This is a genomic window from Streptomyces sp. DSM 116793, assembly GCF_057320905.1.
Genome location: NZ_CM170494.1, coordinates 2,976,468 through 2,993,763, shown reverse-complemented (window position 1 = coordinate 2,993,763; position 17,296 = coordinate 2,976,468). Strand labels below are relative to the sequence as shown.

The following is a 17,296-nucleotide window of genomic DNA, read 5'->3' as shown; positions in this document are numbered from 1 at the left end:
GCCAACCAATAAACATTCCATAGGCATGGATCGTGGACCACGGGGCAGGGGCGGCCCAGTAGCAGACGAAGACCCAGGACCTCACAAGGGCGGGCCTCAGATCAGGGACGGGTGTGGTGATGGCCACGATCGAAAAGCCTTCGGAGGGGACCCCGGAGCACCAACCGGCGCTGCGCAGAGACATGGGCCGCGTCAGCCTGCTCTTCGCGGGCGTGGGATCGATCATCGGGTCCGGCTGGCTCTTCGGCGCGTTGAACGCGGCGAAGATCGCCGGGCCCGCGTCGATCTTCTCGTGGGTGATAGCCACGGTGATGATCCTCCTCATCGGGCTGTGTTTCGCCGAGCTGGGCACGATGTTTCCGGTTTCCGGCGGTGTGGTGCGTTTTCCGCACCTTTCATTTGGTTCCTTTGCCAGCTACACCATGGGCTGGATCACCTGGGTCGCCGCCGCGACGGTGGCGCCGATCGAGGTCGAGGGTGCTCTCCAGTACGCCACGAAATGGGCGCACTTCACCGATTTCCATGCGGCGAACGGCACCTACACGCTGACCGCTCTCGGCTATGTGGTGGCCGTGATCGCCATGGCGTTCTTCGTGCTGCTGAACTACTACGGCATCCGCTGGTTCGCACGCGTCAACAACGTCCTGGTCTGGTGGAAGCTGCTCGCCATCGCGCTGGTGATCGTGGCCTTCTTCGTGACCGCGTTCCACGGCCACAACCTCGGCGCCAAGGAGTACGGAGGCTTCGCCCCCGGCGGCGCCAAGGGCATCTTCACGGCGATATCCACCGCCGGCATCACCTTCTCGTTCCTCGGCTTCCGCCAGGGCGTGGAGCTGGCGGGCGAGACCAGCAACCCGCGGCGCAACGTCCCGTTCGCCGTCGTCGGCTCCGTGCTGCTCACCGGCGTGATCTACGTGCTGCTCGAAGTGGCCTTCCTCGGCGCCGTCCCCGAGGGCGACCTCAAGCACTCGCACGGCTGGCTCAACCTGGCCTTCGCGAACGACTTCGGCCCGCTGGCCGCGATCTCCAGCGCCATCGGCCTCGGCTGGCTGGCCTACATCCTCTATGTCGACGCGGTCATCTCGCCCGCCGACACCGGCCTGATCTACACCACCGTCACGGCCCGGATCTCCTACGCGATGGCCCGCAACCGCAACGCCCCCGCGGGCCTGGCGAAGACCACGTCCAAGGGTGCCCCGCTGGTCAGCCTGGCCGTGACCTTCGTCCTCGGCCTCGTGGTCTTCCTGCCGTTCCCGAGCTGGCAGGAACTGGTCGGGTTCATCACCTCCGCCACCGTCCTCTCGTTCGGCTCGGGGCCGCTGGTCCTGGCCTCCCTGCGCCGCCGGATCCCGGAGTACGAGCGCCCCTACAGGATCCCCGGTGGCGACATCATCCCGTTCCTCGGCCTCTACTCGGCGAACCTGATCGTGTACTGGGCCGGCTGGAACACCAACTACAAGCTGTTCGCCACCATCGGCATCGGCTTCGTCCTGCTCGCGGTCTTCCAGGCCCTGGACAAGGGCCGCGCCCCGAAGATGGACTGGAAGGCGGGCGCCACCTGGGTCATGCCGTGGCTGATCGGCCTCGCGGTGATCAGCTGGGCCGGCGACTACGACGGCGGCCAGGGCTGGATCGGCCTCGGCTGGGGCTTCGTGGTCAACCTGGCGCTGACCGCGCTCGTCTACCTGCTGGCGCTGCGGGTGCAGCTGCCGCGCGAGCGGGTGCTGGAGCACATCGAGGAGGCGGAGGTCGAGTCCCGCATCGAGGAGGCGGAACTCGGCGGCACCGTCTGACAGACGCCCGCCGCCCGGCGCGGGGCGGATCGCCGGCCTCCCCAGGGGGCGGCATCCGCCCCGCGCCGGTCGACACCTCCCTGCCGGTCGACACCTCCCTGCCGGTCGACACCTCCCTGCCGGTCGACACCTCCCTGCCGGTCGACACCTCCCCGCCGGTCGCCGTGGCCACCGCGCCGGAGCACCGTCCGGAGCGGCCGGCTACGGAGGTGCGGTCCGGACAGGCCGGCTACCCGGGCGCCGTCCGGACGGGCCGACTACCCCCGTGCCGTCCGGACCCGCCCGTCCACCGTTGTCAGGCCGATGACACCTGTGCGATAAAGGCGATGAGCAGGAGGACCGTCAGCACCCCGACGCCCACCCAGCCGAGCACGATCCCCGCGGTGGCCATGCCGTCACCGTTCTCGTGGTTCTCCCTGATCTGCCTGCGGGCCGTGTAGCCGAAGATCAGCGCGAGGATGCTGCCGATCCAGTAGATCCACACGATGCCCAGCACCATGGACGCGATGGCCAGCCCGTTGGTGTGACGGGGCGGTGCGTAGGGGTAGGGAGGGTAGGCGGGCGGCGGGGCGGCCGGCGGTACCGGGGCACCCGACGTGGGAAGCGACGCATCCGGATCGTTCGGGTAGGGGTCCCGGTCGGGTGGGGTGGACATGAGGCCTCCTCGTGCCGTGAGCGTCACGGCAGGGTGGCATGCCGCGGCGGGGAGGGGTCCCCACGGCGCGTGCCCGTGTCGCGTCCGTGCCCGCGGCCCGCTCGGTACCCGGAGCTGAAGGGCGGCATCACGGGCGTGACGAGGCCGTCACCCCCGTGTCTGCGATGCGTCTTCCGCCACTCGGGAATCCCCAGGCGGCGTGCTGCCGGAGCGTGGAAGCAACCCCGTTCACCGGCTGAGCACCCTCGGCAGTGCGGGAGCACACCGAGCGCCGGGGAGATCACGCCTGTATGACGGGACCCGGACAAAGATCCGTCACCGCCCCACTATTTCCTTGACCCCCACCTGTCACCAGAGATTAACTCTGCGCGCCTGTGTGATTTCTGTGAATTCGGGGTGGGGGTTCTATGGTGCGCGGGTTCGGGCGTGCGGCTGGCGCCGTGCGATAGCCGCCACATACTGCCTCGACCACGCCGAGAAATGCGCCCGGGACGCGCAGATTACCGAGACGGTCGATCAGACCGTGGACGAAGCACTCGGACTCATTGCGCTTGGGGCCGGCGGTGGGCGTTACGGCTGCAAGTGCTTCCTGGCCGGTACCGATGTCCTCATGGCGGACGGCACCACAAAGGACATCGAGGACATCAAGACCGGCGACAAGGTACTGGCCACAGATCCCGCCACCGGGAAAACGGCCCCACGCAAGGTAACCCGCCTCATCGTCACCAACGGTGACAAATACTTCAACCAACTCTCCATAGCCACCCACAACGGCGTGGAGAAGCTGACGGCAACCCACGAACACCCCTTCTGGTCCCCCTCCGAACGCCGCTGGGTCACAGCCGGCGCCCTCAAACCCGGCATGACCCTGCGCACCCCGCACGGCCAGACCGTCATCGTCACCCGAAACCACGCATACACGGCACACGCCACGACCTACAACCTGACCGTGGACGACCTCCACACGTACTATGTACTCGCTGGGCAGACGCCGGTTCTGGTTCATAACAGTGGAGGATGCCTTCCTACTCTCCGGGACTGGAGCAGTCAGCGGTTCCAGTTCGGGAATCAGTCCTTCTTGCTCGACAAGAAGGGAATGGAGCACATCCTCACTCGTCATCACCCGAAGTACTGGGACGGCTCGGTGAAGAAAACGCAGTCCTTCCTCGATCCGAGCATGAGTGTTGGTGACGTCCAAGACGCTATCGGCCAAGTCATGCGACAGAACCGCGATACGTTGATTCAGCGAGGAAGTCAGAGTATGTATCAGATTCGCGGGAACGTTAACGGTACCGATTACGTACTCGGTATGAACAGGGGGCGAGTGGGTCAATTCTATCCAGAATCACCGTAATCGAAGGACCTGAAAAGTGGTTGAGGTTGAGACGTTCCTGAAGGATGTGGACGGTGGGTTCGTGCAGGTGGAAGCGTGTCGGACCCCGCCATCCGACAGTGACTACATTGAAGGCGCAATTCGACTGTCCGTGGATGGGTTGGAAGTCATCGGCATCGAAGAGTGGGATTACGTTGACCAGCTCTGGTGTTATATCGCCGAGATGGTGATAAAAATGCAGTCGTCGGGTTACGCGGAGACATATTTCCCGGATCAGCCGATCAAGTTGTCTTTCCGGGCTACTGGGTCTCGCGTGTTGGTGACTGCCAAGATCGGTGAAGAAGTAAAGGCGGCAAGTGCTTCATCTGTGGAATTCTTGGATGCGGTCAAAGCGGCTGGGGTGATCTTCTTCAGGAAGATGTCCGAGCTTGCCCCGGCTAATTCGTATGCCGAGGCGCAGCGGGAACTGTCAGTTTGATCAAGCCAGAGGCCCCGCCGAGAATTCTTGAATCCCGTGGGCCCTCTGGGGTGTCTGACGGTAGTAGTGACGGCAACAACCCCGAAGACCCTGAACAACCCAGCCGAACCCGCACCTCAGCGGACCACCGAGCACCGCTTGACCTGCGAAGCCGCAGGTAGAGAGGGGTCGCGTAGCACACGTACTATGTGCTGGCAGGGACTACACCGGTCCTGGTTCACAACTCAAACTGCCAATTCTGGTCGCCGACTGAGTACAACGGTCAGCGCATTTATCGGCGGGATGATCTGGTGAATCCGGACTACTATTCACCTGCGGACAAGTACGGTCGAAGCAATCTCAAGAGAATGCAGCAGGGGCTGGCCCCGATGGGTCCGGACGACAAGCCGCTGAACCTTCATCACATGCTTCAGACTCAGGACGGGCCGATCGCCGAGGTGACGCACTCGATGCACTTCGGGAACTACAATCAGCTGCACTGGAAGGCGGGCACCAAGATCCCCAGTGGGATCGATCGAGATGCCTTCAACGCCTGGAAATCCCAGTACTGGAAGGATCGAGCGGCAGGATTTGGTGGATGATGAACGCTGTCGAGGCGAGTGAGCGGCTGATCGAGCTGGTTCGCGGGAACGATGACATCGCGAACCACGCCGATGGCTGTGACGCAGGGACGATGGCCGCCGCCGAGAGTGATCTGGGTGTGGCTTTCCCTCCCTCGTACCGCCGTATGATCGAGGAGTTCGGGACCTGGGATATCGCTGGCGAGGAATTCCTCGGCGTATATCAGACGCCCGCAATGGGGCTGAAACTGCTGGGTTCCGTAGCGGAAACCCTGGATGCTCGCAGCCAATATGGGATGCCATCCGATCTGATCGTTGTGATGTTCGATGGAATGGGTGGCCTGGTTGTCCTCGATTCCTCTCGCGTGGATCAGAAAGGCGAGTACCCCGTCCTCGTCTGGAATCCCGGAGTTGTGGATCGTGAGAACATGGAGAGGCTCGGGGATGATTTTGGTTCCTTTGCTTACGCCCTGTGTCAGCGGGCCGTAACGCGCTGGCGGGAATCTGACTGAAGCTGAAAGTCAGATGAATAGCGAGGAGCCTCGCCAGAGTCTTCTGGCGAGGCTCCTGCGGTTCTTGACGGCAACGCTGACGGCAACGTCAGCGAACGGCTGCGGCGGGTGGGTCGTCAGGGGCGTCGTGCGGGATCCGCGGGCCCCGGGAGGGGCGAATATCAACGGCCCCCGCGGCGCGGCCCCCCGTCCGAGGGGCCGCGGCCGGAGTCCTCAGTCCCGGGCCAGGGCGGGCGGCGCCGCGCCCGCCCCCCAGTTCGTCGGCGTGCCGGAGAGCTGGATGTCGATCGTGCCGGAGTGGAGCAGGTCCGCGTGGGACAGCCAGCTCTGGCGCAGCGTGCCCTGGTCCGTGTGCACGGCGGACACATACTGGAGCTTCGACGCGTCGGCGCCCGGGGCCTCGATGGTGATGGTGCGTCCGTGCTCAGGCCGGATCTCGACCTTCTCGAACATGGGCGCGCTGATCACATAGGTGGCGGAGCCGGGCTGGGCCTCGAAGACGCCGGCCATGGCGAAGACAAGCAGCGACGAGGTGGCGCCGAGGTCGTCGTTGCCGGGCATGCCGTTCACGTTGTCGGTGAAGAGCGTCCGCATCGCGCGCAGCACGGCCGAGGTCTTCCAGGGCGCGCCCGTCCACGTGTACATCCACGGCGCGTGGAAGTCGGGCTCGTTGTTGGGGTTGAAGGCGAAGTTGTTGTGGTAGTCGTACGCGCCGGTCACCCACGAGTCCGCGGCGGCCTTCGCCGGGTCGGTGAGGACGGTCGGCATGTCGAAGAACTTGTCGAGCCGCTGCTCGGCCTTCTCTTTCCCGCCCATGAGCCCGAAGAGGGTCTCCGGGTCCTGCTGGGCGAGCCATTCGTACTGCCACGCGGTGCCCTCGTGGAACGGGGCCGTCTGGGTGGGGTCGGGGTTGCCGGCGACGGTGCCGTCCGCGTTCTTCGCGACCGGGAATCCGGAGAAGCCCTGCGACGTGACGGTGGGATCCCACAGCTTGGTGAAGTTGTCACAGCGCGAGGCGAGCGTCGCGGCCTTGTCCCGGTAGCCGAGGCTGCCGGCCATCGTGGACAGCGCGCAGTCGGCGAGCGCGTACTCGAGCGTGGCCGAGCCCGCCTGGCGGCTGTCGCCGTACGTGTAGCCGGGCAGGTTCTGGTAGCCGACCCAGCCGTTCTTGACGTACGTCGGGTTGCCGTCCCTGCCGCGGAAGATCGACTGGTCCGCGGGGACCTCGTTGACGTTCTTCCAGAGCGCGTCGAAGAGCCCGCGCGAGGTCCGCTCGTCGAGCAGGCCGCGGTTGTAGATGTCGACGATCCACGGGGTGATGGGGTCGCCGCTCATCACGTTGGTCTCGCTGTTGCCGAGCGCCCAGCGCGGCAGCCAGCCACCGTCCTGGTAGATGTGCAGCACGGACTTGGCCATGTCGGCGGCCTTGTCCGGGTTCAGCAGGTCCACCAGCTGGTTCTGCGAGCGGTAGGTGTCCCACAGCGAGAACATCTGGTAGTACGTGGAGTCCGCGCGGTGCACCTTGTCGTCGAAGCCGCGGTAGCGGTTGTCCACGTCGGACCCGATCGACGGGTGCAGCAGCGAGTGGTAGAGCGCGCTGTAGTACGTGCGCTGGTCGGCGGTGCTGCCGCCGGCCACACGCATCCGGCTCAGCTCCTCCTGCCAGGTGTGGTGCGCGGCGGCGCGTGCCCCGTCGAACGACGCCGGCTGCTCGGCCCTGCGGTTGAGGCGTGCGCCGTCGACCGAGGTGTAGGACAGGCCCACCGAGGCACCGACCTGGTCGCCCTTGGCCGGGTCGAACGTCACCCAGGCGCCGGCGCGCTTGGTGCCGCGTGACGCGTCGCGCTGGTTCGGGGTGAGGGTGCCGTCGGTCCAGGTGCCGAAGCTCGCGAACTTCCGGTCGAACTTGGCGCTGAAGAAGATCCGGTAGCGCTCCTTGCCGGTCTCACCGCAGAAGTTGCCCCCCTGGAGCCAGCCTTCCACGGTGTCGTCGCCGACCACGTGGACATCGCCGGCGTAGGTGCTGCCGTTGCTCTCGCCGACCTCGATGAGCACGTTCTCGGGGCCGGAGCCGGCGGGGTAGGTGTAACGGTGCTGAGCGGTCCGCTGCGTCGCGGTCAGCTCGGCCCGGATGCCGTTGTCGAACTTCACGCCGTAGTAGCCCGGCGCGCGGGTCTCGTTGTCATGGCTGAACTTCGCGCCGTACTGGGCCGGATCCGACGATGTGACCGCACCGGTGGTCGGCATGAACCGGAAGTTGCCCATCGTCTGGCAGCCGACGCCCGAGAGGTGCGTGTGGCTGAAGCCGAGGATGGTGTCCTGCTTGTAGTCGTAGGAAGCGTACTGGTTCAGCTGCGTGTCGGGGCTCAACTGCACCATGCCGAACGGGACGGCGGCCCCGGGGAAGGTGGTCCCGTCGCCGTTGTTGCCGATCGACGTGTCGACCAGCGTGGTGGGGTCGTCGGCGAACTTCGGCCCCCGCTCCCCGGCGCCTGCGACGCCCGGGGCGGCCGAGGCCGTGACCACAGTGGTGGCGAGCAACAAGGCGGTGAACAAGCGTTTGGGCGCTCTCATCGCGCTCCTTCCTGTGACAACGTTGTCAATTCCCGCGTCCCTCGATCTTTGTCCTTTGTGCACGGTTCCGTCAATCCACCTGCCGCCCCGCGGCTGGTGTGCCACGCACCATCCGCCGGGCCCTCGACCCGGGTGCCCCGCCCGTCCGCCGCGCCGTCCTCCGTCAGTTGGGCGAGGGTCGGGCGGGCCCCGTGCCCGTAGTCCGGGTTTGGTCCCGCCTGGTGGCGGCAACCCGGCTCGGCGCTTGACTCATGGGTTCGAGCACGGACCGGCAGACACCCGCCGCCGAGGGGCGCGGTCCTCGGCGGCGATCGTACGAAGGGGCTTGGGAGATGACGTGGGACGAGACGCCCGGCACCGCCGTGGTGACCGGGGCGTCCTCGGGAATCGGGGCCGAGTATGCCGAACGGCTGGCCGGACGCGGCTGGGACCTGGTGCTGGTCGCGCGGCGTGCCGAGCGCCTGGCCGCGGTGGCGGGACGCCTGCGCGACGGCACCGGGGCGGCGGTGGAGACATGGGCGGCCGACCTGGCCCGGTCCGCGGACCTCGCCCGGGTCGCGGAGCGGGTCGCCGCCGAGGACGTGGCGCTGCTCGTCAACAACGCGGGGATCAACGGCTACGGGCCGTTCGGTGCGGTCGATCCCGGCCTGCTCGCCAAAGTGGTCGACGTGAACGTGGTGGCGCCCACGGTGCTGTCCCGCGCCGCCGTGCCCGGGATGGTGGAGCGGGGCCGGGGAGCGGTGGTCAACGTCGCCTCGCTGCTCGCGTTCGCCGGCTCCCTGCCACCCGGCCCGCTCCCGCACCGGGCCGTGTACGCCGGCACCAAGGGGTACGTGGTGACGTTCACCAGGACCCTCGCCGCCGAACTGGCCGGAACGCCCGTGCGTGCCCAGGTCGTCTGCCCGGGCCTCACCGCCACCGAGTTCCACCTCTCCACGGGCGAGGTTCCGGTGCCGGGCGAGGAGCGCGTGCACGACGAGGGCGGCATGCCCGCGGCCGACGTGGTCACGGCCTCGCTCGCCGCACTGGCGGCGGGCGAGGTGGTGTGCGTTCCCGGCCTGGAGGACGCCGGGGCCGTGGAACACCTGGCTGCCGCGGAGCTGGCGCTGCGCGGTGCCTCCGGCGGCTCGGTGGCCTCCCGTTACCGGCAGGTCCTGTCCTCGAACTCCCGTCGTTCGCCCGAAGGGAGGCGGAGTCGCTGACTGCATGGCTACACATCCGATGACAGGGCCTTTGATCGATCGTTGCCGTCTTCTTTACTCCTTAGAGTCCGGAAATTCATCGGATGAAAAGTCTTGACGGTGTTCAGTCATGAGTACGACAGTGGCGCTGGTCACAAGAGAGAGGAGACCAGCAGTGTTACGCAGACAGGGACTTGCCGGTTCGTCGGCCGCCGCCGTGCTGTGTCTGGTGCTCGCCGCAGGTCAGGCGAGCGCCACGACGATCTGGAGCACAGACGCCGGGGGCGGCGAGTCGGCCGCGGAGGTCTTCGGCAACATCGGCACCGGCAACTGCGAGACGAACACCATCTCGGCCGTCACCGACTCCGCACGGGGAAAGGTGTGGCGCTACCTCAAGCCCGCGGGTTCCAACCGCTGTGAGAGCCGCGGGGTCAGGGTCGACGGCGAGATGTACCGGTTCACGAACAACGCCACGTACTACATCGGCTGGCAGTTCAAGCTCTCCAGCACGACGAACAACAACGCCGTCTTCCAGTGGAAGTCCTACGAGGACCACATCCAGAACTTCCCGGTCGTCCTGAAGATGATCGGCGGCCGGCTGACCATGCTCCAGCGGCAGCCCGACGACGTCGAGACGCTGCCCTGGTCGCAGGCGATCAGCGCCAACCAGTGGAACCACGTGGTGCTGGGCATCCACACGTCGAGCGAGCTGAAGGGCGGCTGGGTCGAGCTGTACTTCAACGGCAGGCAGCAGACGTTCGACAACGGTCAGCAGCGCTACGCGTGCCGTACCTGGGACAGCTACAACGACGTCAAGTGGGGCGTGTACGGGGCCACCGACACGGAGGTCGGCGACTACGTCGACGACCAGCGGATCGGCACCACGTACGCGGACGTCGACTGACGCGGACCGCCCGTGGCCCGCCGGTGGGCCGGCGGGCCACGGGCCCGGTGTGCTGCGGGTCCGTCACCGCACCGTGACGGTGTGGGTGGCGCCCAGTGTGCCCCCCACGTGCACGTCGACGACCAGGTGGGACCCGGTGGCGACCACGGTGGCCGCGGGGTCGGCCCGCACGACGTGCCGCGCGGCCGACGGCAGGGTGATCCGCACGGTGTCCCCGGTCTGCGTCGGGTCGGAGACGGCGAGGGTCCAGCCCGCGGGGGTACGGCCCCAGACGACCGCGGCGGGAGCGGACGCGGTCAGGCCCTCGACGGCCGCGGCGGCGTAGAACACCGCGGCGAGCGTGTTCCGGTCCAGCCGCACCGCCTGGACCCGGACCGTGTTGGCCGCCACCGTCCAGCGCCGGCGTGCCGCACGGGTCTTCGCCGCCGAGGCGCCGGGCAGCACCGCATAGCCGTAGGACGCGCCCGACGGGTTGGTCCCGTGGTCCAGGACGATCTTCTGGTAGCGGCGGGTGTACGGGACGTCGGTGCCGTGGGTGTTGGCGCCGGTGTCGATGCCGAGCCAGGTGCCGGTGCGGTCCTCCCGCAGCAGGGTCACCGACCCGTGATCCGTCCCGTCCAGCAGGACGTAGCCCGCCACACCGTCCAGGTGCAGCCAGTCCACGGGGGAGACCACCGTGCTCCGGCCGAGTCCGACCGGGGCGCGGCGGCCGTCGACCAGGAGCGCGGCCGTGCCGTTCTCGCCGATGTTGCGGTTCTCGATCGTGGTGCGCACCCGGGCACCGGAGGCGTCGGTGATCCCGGCGCCGAGGCAGACGACCCCGTCCGCGGTGAAGAACCAGGACTTCTTCGCCGACAGGGTGCCGTCCTTCGAGCGGAAGTCCAACCCCTGGGCACCACGGGTCTCGTCGAAGCGGACCCCTCCGGCGAAGGCGGTCGCGCCCATCACGGTGCCGTTCGCCGAGTCCGCCGGTGTGTGGTCCTTCTCCGTCGTGCCGGGCAGCAGGACCGGGTCGACGGTGGGCCAGTAGGCGTCGCTGTAGTGGCCCTGCTGGCCGGGCAGGAAGGTGTAGAGGACGCCGTCGCCGACGTACCAGCCGCGCATGTTCATGCCGTTGATCGCCTCGTACCGGCAGATCCGGGTCGAGCCGACCCCGAGCGAGGCGGACCACCCGTGCATGGCGTGCACCATCCGGTCCATCTGGGGAAACGTACGGTGAACGGCCACGCTCCGCGGCTGCCGGGGGCGGGTGGCCAGCAGCGCCTCGGCGTACTCGACCTCCGGCACGCCCACCATCTGCAGGCCGCCGGAGAACCGGGCGAGGTCCGAGACGTCGAGGTACGGCGCCCAGGTGCCGGACTCGATCCACCGCGCGGCCAGGCCCGCGAACCGCGAGCGCGTGGGCTCCGGCGCGCAGCGGGCCATCAGCACCACCGCGGCGATGAACTGGTGGCCGGCGTCGTGCCCGGTCTCGCCCTGCCGGGACAGCATCCGGCCGCGCACCGGCTCCATCATCGCCCCGGACGTGAGGAAGGGCGCGTACACGTCGGTCACCGTGTCGAAGAAGGCCTGCTGGACGTCCGGCGCGAGCACCGTGGAGGTGCCATGGGTGACGTACATGATCCCGGCCGCCGCGGTCAGCAGCACCAGGCCGTAGTGCCCCGGGTAGGGCACCACGCCGTGCTGGATGAAGGAGCCGTCGGTGTGGTAGCCGTCGCCGCTGGTCACCCGGGCGATCAGGCTGTTCGCGCCGCCGGCGGCGGTGTCGGTGACGGCCGCGAGTGCGGCGGCGGCGCGGTCCCGGTCGCCGAGCAGGGCACCGGACACCAGGGCGATCAGCGACTTGTCGGCCCGGTTCGCACCCGTCTCCGGGGATCCGTCGGTGGTCCGGAGGCCGGGGTCGGCGACGAAGCGCATGATCGGCCGCAGGTAGCGCTCGCGGTCGGCGGCGGGCAGGTGGTCACCGAGCGCGACGATGATCTGCAGCAGCCAGTACGGCACCCCGATCTCGTAGACGTACCAGTTGCCGATCTCGTCGGTGTGCTCGTTGTACTGCGTGCGGTAGAGCGTCTCCAGCGCGGTGAGGATCCGCTGCGGCATGTCGGACCGGCGGGCGAGCGCGGATCCCTGTGTGCCCCAGGCCACCGCGATGGTCCGCAACCGGTAGTACATCAGCGGGAAGTAGGTGCTGCCCGGCCCGCTCGGCAGGTCCGTCCACAGCTGATCGGCGGCGACGTTCATCGAGGCGTCGTACGTGAGGGCTATCTCGTCGAGCGACGCCAGCGCCTTGTCCCGCGCCGCCGAGATCCGGCCGCTGCCGACCTGCAACTCGCGGTACGCGGCCACGATCCGGTCCAGGTCCGGCACGGCCGGTGCCCCGGGCGCGCCCTCGGCCCCCGGCACCGCGCCCCCGGCCCCCGGCACCGCGCCCCCGGCCCCCGGCACCGCGGCACCGGCGGACCCGGCGGCGGCGAGCGGAACCGACGAGGCGACGGCGGCGACCGCGCCGCTCCGCAACACATCACGGCGATTGAGCGGCATCAGCGCCTCCGTGGTTCATGTAGATGAAAGCTCGACATATACGCGAACGATCGCGCTAGGGGAACGTAGTTGTGGCCCCCGTCGCGTGTCAACGGTCCTGCAGGGGGTGGGCGCCGGGCCGCCGACTGCAACGGTCCCTTCCGGAAGGGTTGACACCCCGTCACCGTAATGATCCGATCATTGATGAACCGCCGTTGTGTCTCCACGTCGACATCAGGGGTGAATCGTGAGTGACAATCAGCCCGGTTCCGTGTCAAGACGGTCGCTTGTCGGCGCCATCGCGGCCTTGTCGGCAACGCAAGCGTTGCCCGCCTTCGGGGACTCCCGTACCGATACATCCGATAACTGGGCCGAGCAGGTCCCGGCGGTGTCGGTCCATCAGGCGGAGTCGGCCACCCTGTCGGGTGCGCAGGTGGCGACCGCGAACCCCGGCTACACCGGAAGCGGCTACCTCTCCTTCGCGGCTCAGTCCGGCGCGTACGCGCAATGGACGGTCGACGCGGTGCGCCACGGCCGGCAGGAGCTCAGCTTCCGCTACGCGACCGACGGCACCACGGATCGTCCGCTGAGCCTCTCCGTCAACGGAAGGACGGTTGCCGGCGAGCTCTTCACGCCCACCGGCGGCCCCTCCAACTGGCATACCGTCACCGCGCCGGCCGTGCTGCGGCCCGGCTCCAACACGGTGCGCGTCACCACCACCTCCGCGGCGGGCGGTCCGGCCCTCGACTGGCTGGCGGTCGGCACGTGGCAGCGCGCCGCCGCCGACTGGTCCAAGGCCGTCGTCGACTCCACGATGAGCCGGTTCACCCCCACCGAGCTGGGCGGTTGGGGATACACCCAGGGCCTCTACCTCTACGGGCAGTACCTGGTCCACCAGCGGTTGGGCGACCCCGACCACCTCGCCTACATCAAGGCCTGGGTCGACCGCTTCGTGGACTCCACCGGGACCATCGACAATGGATTCAACAGCCTGGACAGCATGCAGTCCGGCAACCTCCTGCTCCTGCTGTACACCGAAACCGGCGACGACCGCTACGCCACCGCGGCCAGGCAGATCAGGACCCGCCTCGACACCTACCCCCGCACCACCGACGGCGCCTTCTGGCACGCGACGTCGCGCCGGAACCAACTCTGGGGCGACGGAACCTTCATGGTGCTGCCGTTCCTGCTCCGCTACGGGCACATGTTCGGCGAGGCGGACCACGTCGACGACGAGGCGGCACACAACCTCGTCGTCTACGGCACCCACCTGCAGGACGAGGCGAGCGGCCTGTTCCTGCACGCTTACGACGAGTCGAGGACGCAGCCCTGGGCCGACCCGGTCTCCGGCCGTTCTCCGGAGCGCTGGTGCCGGGCCATGGGCTGGTACGGCATGGCCACGATGACCGCCCTGGAACACCTCCCCGCCGACCACCCCGACCGGCCCGCCATCGTCACCATCCTGCGCGACCTCATCGCCGCCCTCGCCCGCTACCAGGACCCGGCCACCGGCCGCTGGTTCCAGGTGGTCGACAAGGGCGGCACCGCGGGCAACTGGACCGAGACCTCCTCGACCTCGATGTACGTCCACACCATCGCGAGCGCCAAGGCGAGCGGAGTGGTGGACGACCGCTACGACGACGTCGTGCGGCGCGGCTACCAGGGCGTGCTCGACCACGTCCGGCTCGGCCCGGACGGCTTGGTCGACATCACCGACATCTGCACCGGCACCAACGTCGGCGACCTGACGTTCTACTTCGCGCGTCCGCGCGCCACCAACGACCTGCACGGGCTCGGCTCGTTCCTCCTCATGAACGAGCTGCTGGGCAGGCCCGGAGCGGCGTGACAGAGCGGGCACGGAACGGCGGGTGCGGATCCGTGCGGGAGGGTGAGGTGAGGTGAGACGAGGGGCGCCTGGCTGCCGGCCACCCCTCCGCTCATGTCAGCCGGGCTGAAGCGGCCCATGTCAGCCGGGCCGGAGCGGCGCGGGTGCCGGCCCCTCGGCCTCAGATGCCCGCGATGGTGGCGGGAGCGCGTTCGGCCCGGCTCAGTGCGCGCAGGACGGCCGTCTGCCCGTGCCGGACCACCGCGAGACGGGACAGCAGGTCGAGGACCGGCTCGAAGACCTGCGGTGGGAGCGGCGGCGTGGTGATGCCGGCGCTCAGCGCCAAGTCGTCGGAGTGCACGACGATCTCCATCATGCGCGTCAACAGGAAGTCGTCCAGCAGCAACGGCGTGCCGGCGAACGAGACGACCCGGTCGGCCGGTGCCGCCGACAGCGCGGCGCGCTGGAGGGACACCGCCGATTCGACATCGCCGGCCAGTGCTCCCGCGCCGCCGGCTGCCGCGGCCTCACCGCCGCGCCGTATGCGCACGTTGATCTCGGCATCCTCATCGACGTGGAACGCCTCGGCCCTGGCGTAGAAGTCGAGGACCGACAGCGGCTCGGCATCGGCGTCCTCGGCCTCCAGCAGCCGGGACACGTAAAGGACCTGCGACGCCAGGTGGCCGGCGAGTCCGTGCACGCCGAACTCCTTCAGCACGCTGGGCTCATCCCACGCCGCGGCGACCGCCCGATTCTGGAGCAGCGCCGCCGCCGACGCGGCCGCCTCCAGGTAGGCCTCTCTGATCGCGATCATCACTTCCCCCTTCGACGACATGTGACCCGCGGTGCATCACTGTACGAGTGAGCCGACCGGGCCCGCTGACCGGCCACCGACGCCGGCGGCACCTTCATAGCCGACGGGTCCACCCCCGCGCCCTCTGGGCCCCGGCCCGGAGGCGAACGCCACCGGACCGCACCGTACTCGGCTTCAATTCGAAGACCGCGGGACCCTGCCACGGGTCTGGTTCCGTAATATGAAACTCGCCGGCGGCAGGGGGGGAGCCATGATTCGGATACGTGGTCTGCTGGAGAACGGGAGCGGAACACGAGCGACCAACCGCCGGAGATTCCTCGTCGCCGTCATGGTCAAGGCGGACAGCCAGGCCGGAATCGCACGCCGCATTCAGCTGTCCTCGGGGACGGTGTCCAGCGTCGTCAGGGAGCTGGAAGGGGACGGCGTCCTCCAGGTGGACCGGAGCGGGTCGCCGGCAGGGGGAGGGCGGGCCGCACTGGTGCAGCTGTGCCCCGTGGAGGGCGTCGCGGTCGGTGTGCACATCGGGTACGGCGAGGCGACGGTGGTGGCCCGCCGAGTGGACCTGCCGTACGACGACGTGTTCGTGCGGCACACGCCTGGCGGTGCCGACCACGGACTCGGCGCGGTGCTGCCCCGCGTCCAGGAGATGATCGGCTCCGTGGTGGACAGGACCGGCCTCGGCCTCAAGGATGTGGTGTCCCTCGGCGTGGCCGTCCCGGGCATGGTGCATCCCAGGCTGAACCGCTTCGCCACCCCGGTCATGCGGCCCTGGAGCCCGGACGACGACCCGGCCGGAGAGCTCGGGGCATGGCTGCGCGGGGTCGCCGGGGTCGAGGTGCCCGCGGTGCAGGACAACGACGCCAACCTCGCCGCACTGGCCGAGCAGGTCTACGAGACGGACGAGGACGACGAGACGCTGGTCTACGTCAAGGCGTCCACGGGAGTGGGCGCGGGCGTGGTGATCGGCAACCGTATGCTCAGGGGGCAGCGCGGGATGGCCGGGGAGATCGGCCACCTCACTCTCCGGCCGGACGGTGAGATGTGCCACTGCGGAGGCCGCGGCTGCCTCGACACCCTCGTCGGCGGGGACGCGTTGGTCGGCCAGGTCCGCCAGGCGCTGCGGGCCCATGCCGTCGACCTGCCGCGTGACCTGCCCTCGCTGATCGCCCGGGCCAAGGCCGGGGACGCGGTGTGCCTGCGCGTGCTCCAGGACGCCGGGCGCCACCTCGGTTTCGCGCTCGCCCAGGTGTGCAACCTCCTCAATCCGAACCTGATCGTGTTGGGCGGGCACCTGGCCGCCGCCGGGGACATCGTGCTGGAGCCCTGCCGGGAGTCCCTGCGCCGCTTCGCGCTGGCCGGCGCCGTGCCGGACGAGTTCAGGCTGAAGCTGAGCTCCCTCGACAGGCTCGCCGAGGCACAGGGTGCGCTGGTACTCGGGCTGAGCTGGTACGAGGCGAACGGCGCGGAGTGAGCCGAAGAGGCGGGGCGGCGAGAGCCGAAGCCGGCGGGGCGGCCGGAGTTGAAGAGGCGGGGCGGGGAGTCGGGAGCGCCGCGGGGCCACGAGTCGGCGCCCGGCACCGACCGCGGTCTCGACCCGTTTCGCGATGTGACGACCGGGAGCGCGGAATCGCACCCCGCATCTCACAAATTGAATTCCGACCGCCGCCCGGACCGGATGTGACGTTCAGATTGATATGTGGGCCGCGGGAATGCCCGGCGCATTTCCGGGCGCATTGCCGTGCGGATCCGTGCCGCGTCACGCACGCGGATCTCAGGGCATGGTCCTCGGCTTCAAATTCCCCTCGGCCATCGGGTATGGTCGACATTGCTCCGGGACACCACCGTACGCAGTCCGGACGAATCTTTTATGCGCCCAGCGCACCGGTTCCAGGTCATCAGGTGGCGATCATGGCCTCATTCTCACCCCCTTCCCCGTCCGGCGAAATCGACGATGCCGAGGGAAACCAGGAAGCCGAGACGAGCGACGCGTACGAACCACCGGTGGTCATCGACCTCGGGCCGGTCCGCAAGGCGACACTCGGCAGTTCGAGCAGTGGCAGGGCCGACGCCAACTCCCAGTACTACTGGTAGGCGCCCACGTGTCGTCGCCGCCGGCCCGCCCCGCTGGAACCCCGACCGCATCCGCG

General features: G+C 68.6%; 13 protein-coding genes and 1 pseudogene. 10 read left to right on the top strand and 4 right to left on the bottom strand.

Translation table 11 applies throughout. The annotated features are described in order from the left end of the window. Window positions 1–119: 119 nt before the first annotated feature. Complete coding sequence (locus ACSMXW_RS11835; protein ID WP_485805929.1) at window positions 120–1,793, top strand: APC family permease; 1,674 nt, start codon at window positions 120–122, stop codon at window positions 1,791–1,793. Between the two features lie 295 nt (window positions 1,794–2,088). On the opposite strand, the gene ACSMXW_RS11830 is transcribed toward ACSMXW_RS11835, so the two are convergent. Then, the gene (locus ACSMXW_RS11830) at window positions 2,089–2,448 is read right to left on the bottom strand and encodes a DUF4190 domain-containing protein (RefSeq protein WP_485805927.1); all 360 of its coding nucleotides are present in this window, start codon (window positions 2,446–2,448) and stop codon (window positions 2,089–2,091) included. 559 nt (window positions 2,449–3,007) lie between these two features. Here ACSMXW_RS11830 and ACSMXW_RS11825 point away from each other — a divergent pair. From ACSMXW_RS11825 to ACSMXW_RS11810, 4 genes and pseudogenes are all read left to right on the top strand, one after another. Further along, window positions 3,008–3,466: pseudogene (locus ACSMXW_RS11825) on the top strand (polymorphic toxin-type HINT domain-containing protein); the annotation flags it as partial. A gap of 352 nt (window positions 3,467–3,818) precedes the next feature. Next, entirely contained in the window at window positions 3,819–4,259 is a 441-nt protein-coding gene (locus ACSMXW_RS11820; RefSeq protein WP_485805925.1) for a hypothetical protein, read from the top strand. Between the two features lie 290 nt (window positions 4,260–4,549). Further along, the gene (locus ACSMXW_RS11815; protein ID WP_485805923.1) at window positions 4,550–4,840 is read left to right on the top strand and encodes an HNH/ENDO VII family nuclease; all 291 of its coding nucleotides are present in this window, start codon (window positions 4,550–4,552) and stop codon (window positions 4,838–4,840) included. After that, window positions 4,837–5,331 (top strand): SMI1/KNR4 family protein, encoded by a 495-nt coding sequence (locus tag ACSMXW_RS11810; RefSeq protein ID WP_485805921.1) that lies wholly within the window; start codon window positions 4,837–4,839, stop codon window positions 5,329–5,331. Before ACSMXW_RS11815 ends, ACSMXW_RS11810 begins: the two co-directional genes overlap by 4 nt. A gap of 213 nt (window positions 5,332–5,544) precedes the next feature. Here ACSMXW_RS11810 and ACSMXW_RS11805 read toward each other — a convergent pair whose 3' ends face one another. Further along, window positions 5,545–7,905, bottom strand: coding sequence for a GH92 family glycosyl hydrolase (locus ACSMXW_RS11805; RefSeq protein WP_485805919.1), 2,361 nt, complete (start codon window positions 7,903–7,905; stop codon window positions 5,545–5,547). Between the two features lie 332 nt (window positions 7,906–8,237). Between ACSMXW_RS11805 and ACSMXW_RS11800 the strand changes: the two genes are divergently transcribed. Next, on the top strand, window positions 8,238–9,107 hold the full coding sequence (locus tag ACSMXW_RS11800) for an SDR family NAD(P)-dependent oxidoreductase (protein WP_485805917.1): 870 nt from the start codon (window positions 8,238–8,240) through the stop codon (window positions 9,105–9,107). Window positions 9,108–9,261: 154 nt separating this feature from the next. Beyond that, window positions 9,262–9,990, top strand: a complete 729-nt coding sequence (locus tag ACSMXW_RS11795) for a heparin lyase I family protein (protein WP_485805915.1) — start codon at window positions 9,262–9,264, stop codon at window positions 9,988–9,990. Between the two features lie 63 nt (window positions 9,991–10,053). Here the strand turns inward: ACSMXW_RS11795 and ACSMXW_RS11790 are convergent, their stop codons facing one another. Then, window positions 10,054–12,531 (bottom strand): polysaccharide lyase 8 family protein, encoded by a 2,478-nt coding sequence (locus ACSMXW_RS11790; protein ID WP_485805914.1) that lies wholly within the window; start codon window positions 12,529–12,531, stop codon window positions 10,054–10,056. A gap of 367 nt (window positions 12,532–12,898) precedes the next feature. On the opposite strand from ACSMXW_RS11790, the gene ACSMXW_RS11785 reads away from it, so the two are divergent. Then, window positions 12,899–14,356: a glycoside hydrolase family 88 protein gene (locus ACSMXW_RS11785; RefSeq protein ID WP_485805912.1), complete on the top strand. Its 1,458-nt coding sequence runs from the start codon at window positions 12,899–12,901 to the stop codon at window positions 14,354–14,356. 160 nt (window positions 14,357–14,516) lie between these two features. Here the strand turns inward: ACSMXW_RS11785 and ACSMXW_RS11780 are convergent, their stop codons facing one another. Then, window positions 14,517–15,149, bottom strand: coding sequence for a maleylpyruvate isomerase N-terminal domain-containing protein (locus ACSMXW_RS11780; protein ID WP_485805910.1), 633 nt, complete (start codon window positions 15,147–15,149; stop codon window positions 14,517–14,519). 250 nt (window positions 15,150–15,399) lie between these two features. Between ACSMXW_RS11780 and ACSMXW_RS11775 the strand changes: the two genes are divergently transcribed. Together ACSMXW_RS11775 and ACSMXW_RS11770 are read left to right on the top strand one after the other, a co-directional pair. Then, on the top strand, window positions 15,400–16,620 hold the full coding sequence (locus ACSMXW_RS11775; RefSeq protein ID WP_485805909.1) for an ROK family transcriptional regulator: 1,221 nt from the start codon (window positions 15,400–15,402) through the stop codon (window positions 16,618–16,620). A gap of 437 nt (window positions 16,621–17,057) precedes the next feature. After that, window positions 17,058–17,240, top strand: a complete 183-nt coding sequence (locus ACSMXW_RS11770; protein ID WP_485805907.1) for a lasso RiPP family leader peptide-containing protein — start codon at window positions 17,058–17,060, stop codon at window positions 17,238–17,240. The last annotated feature ends 56 nt before the right edge of the window (window positions 17,241–17,296 follow it).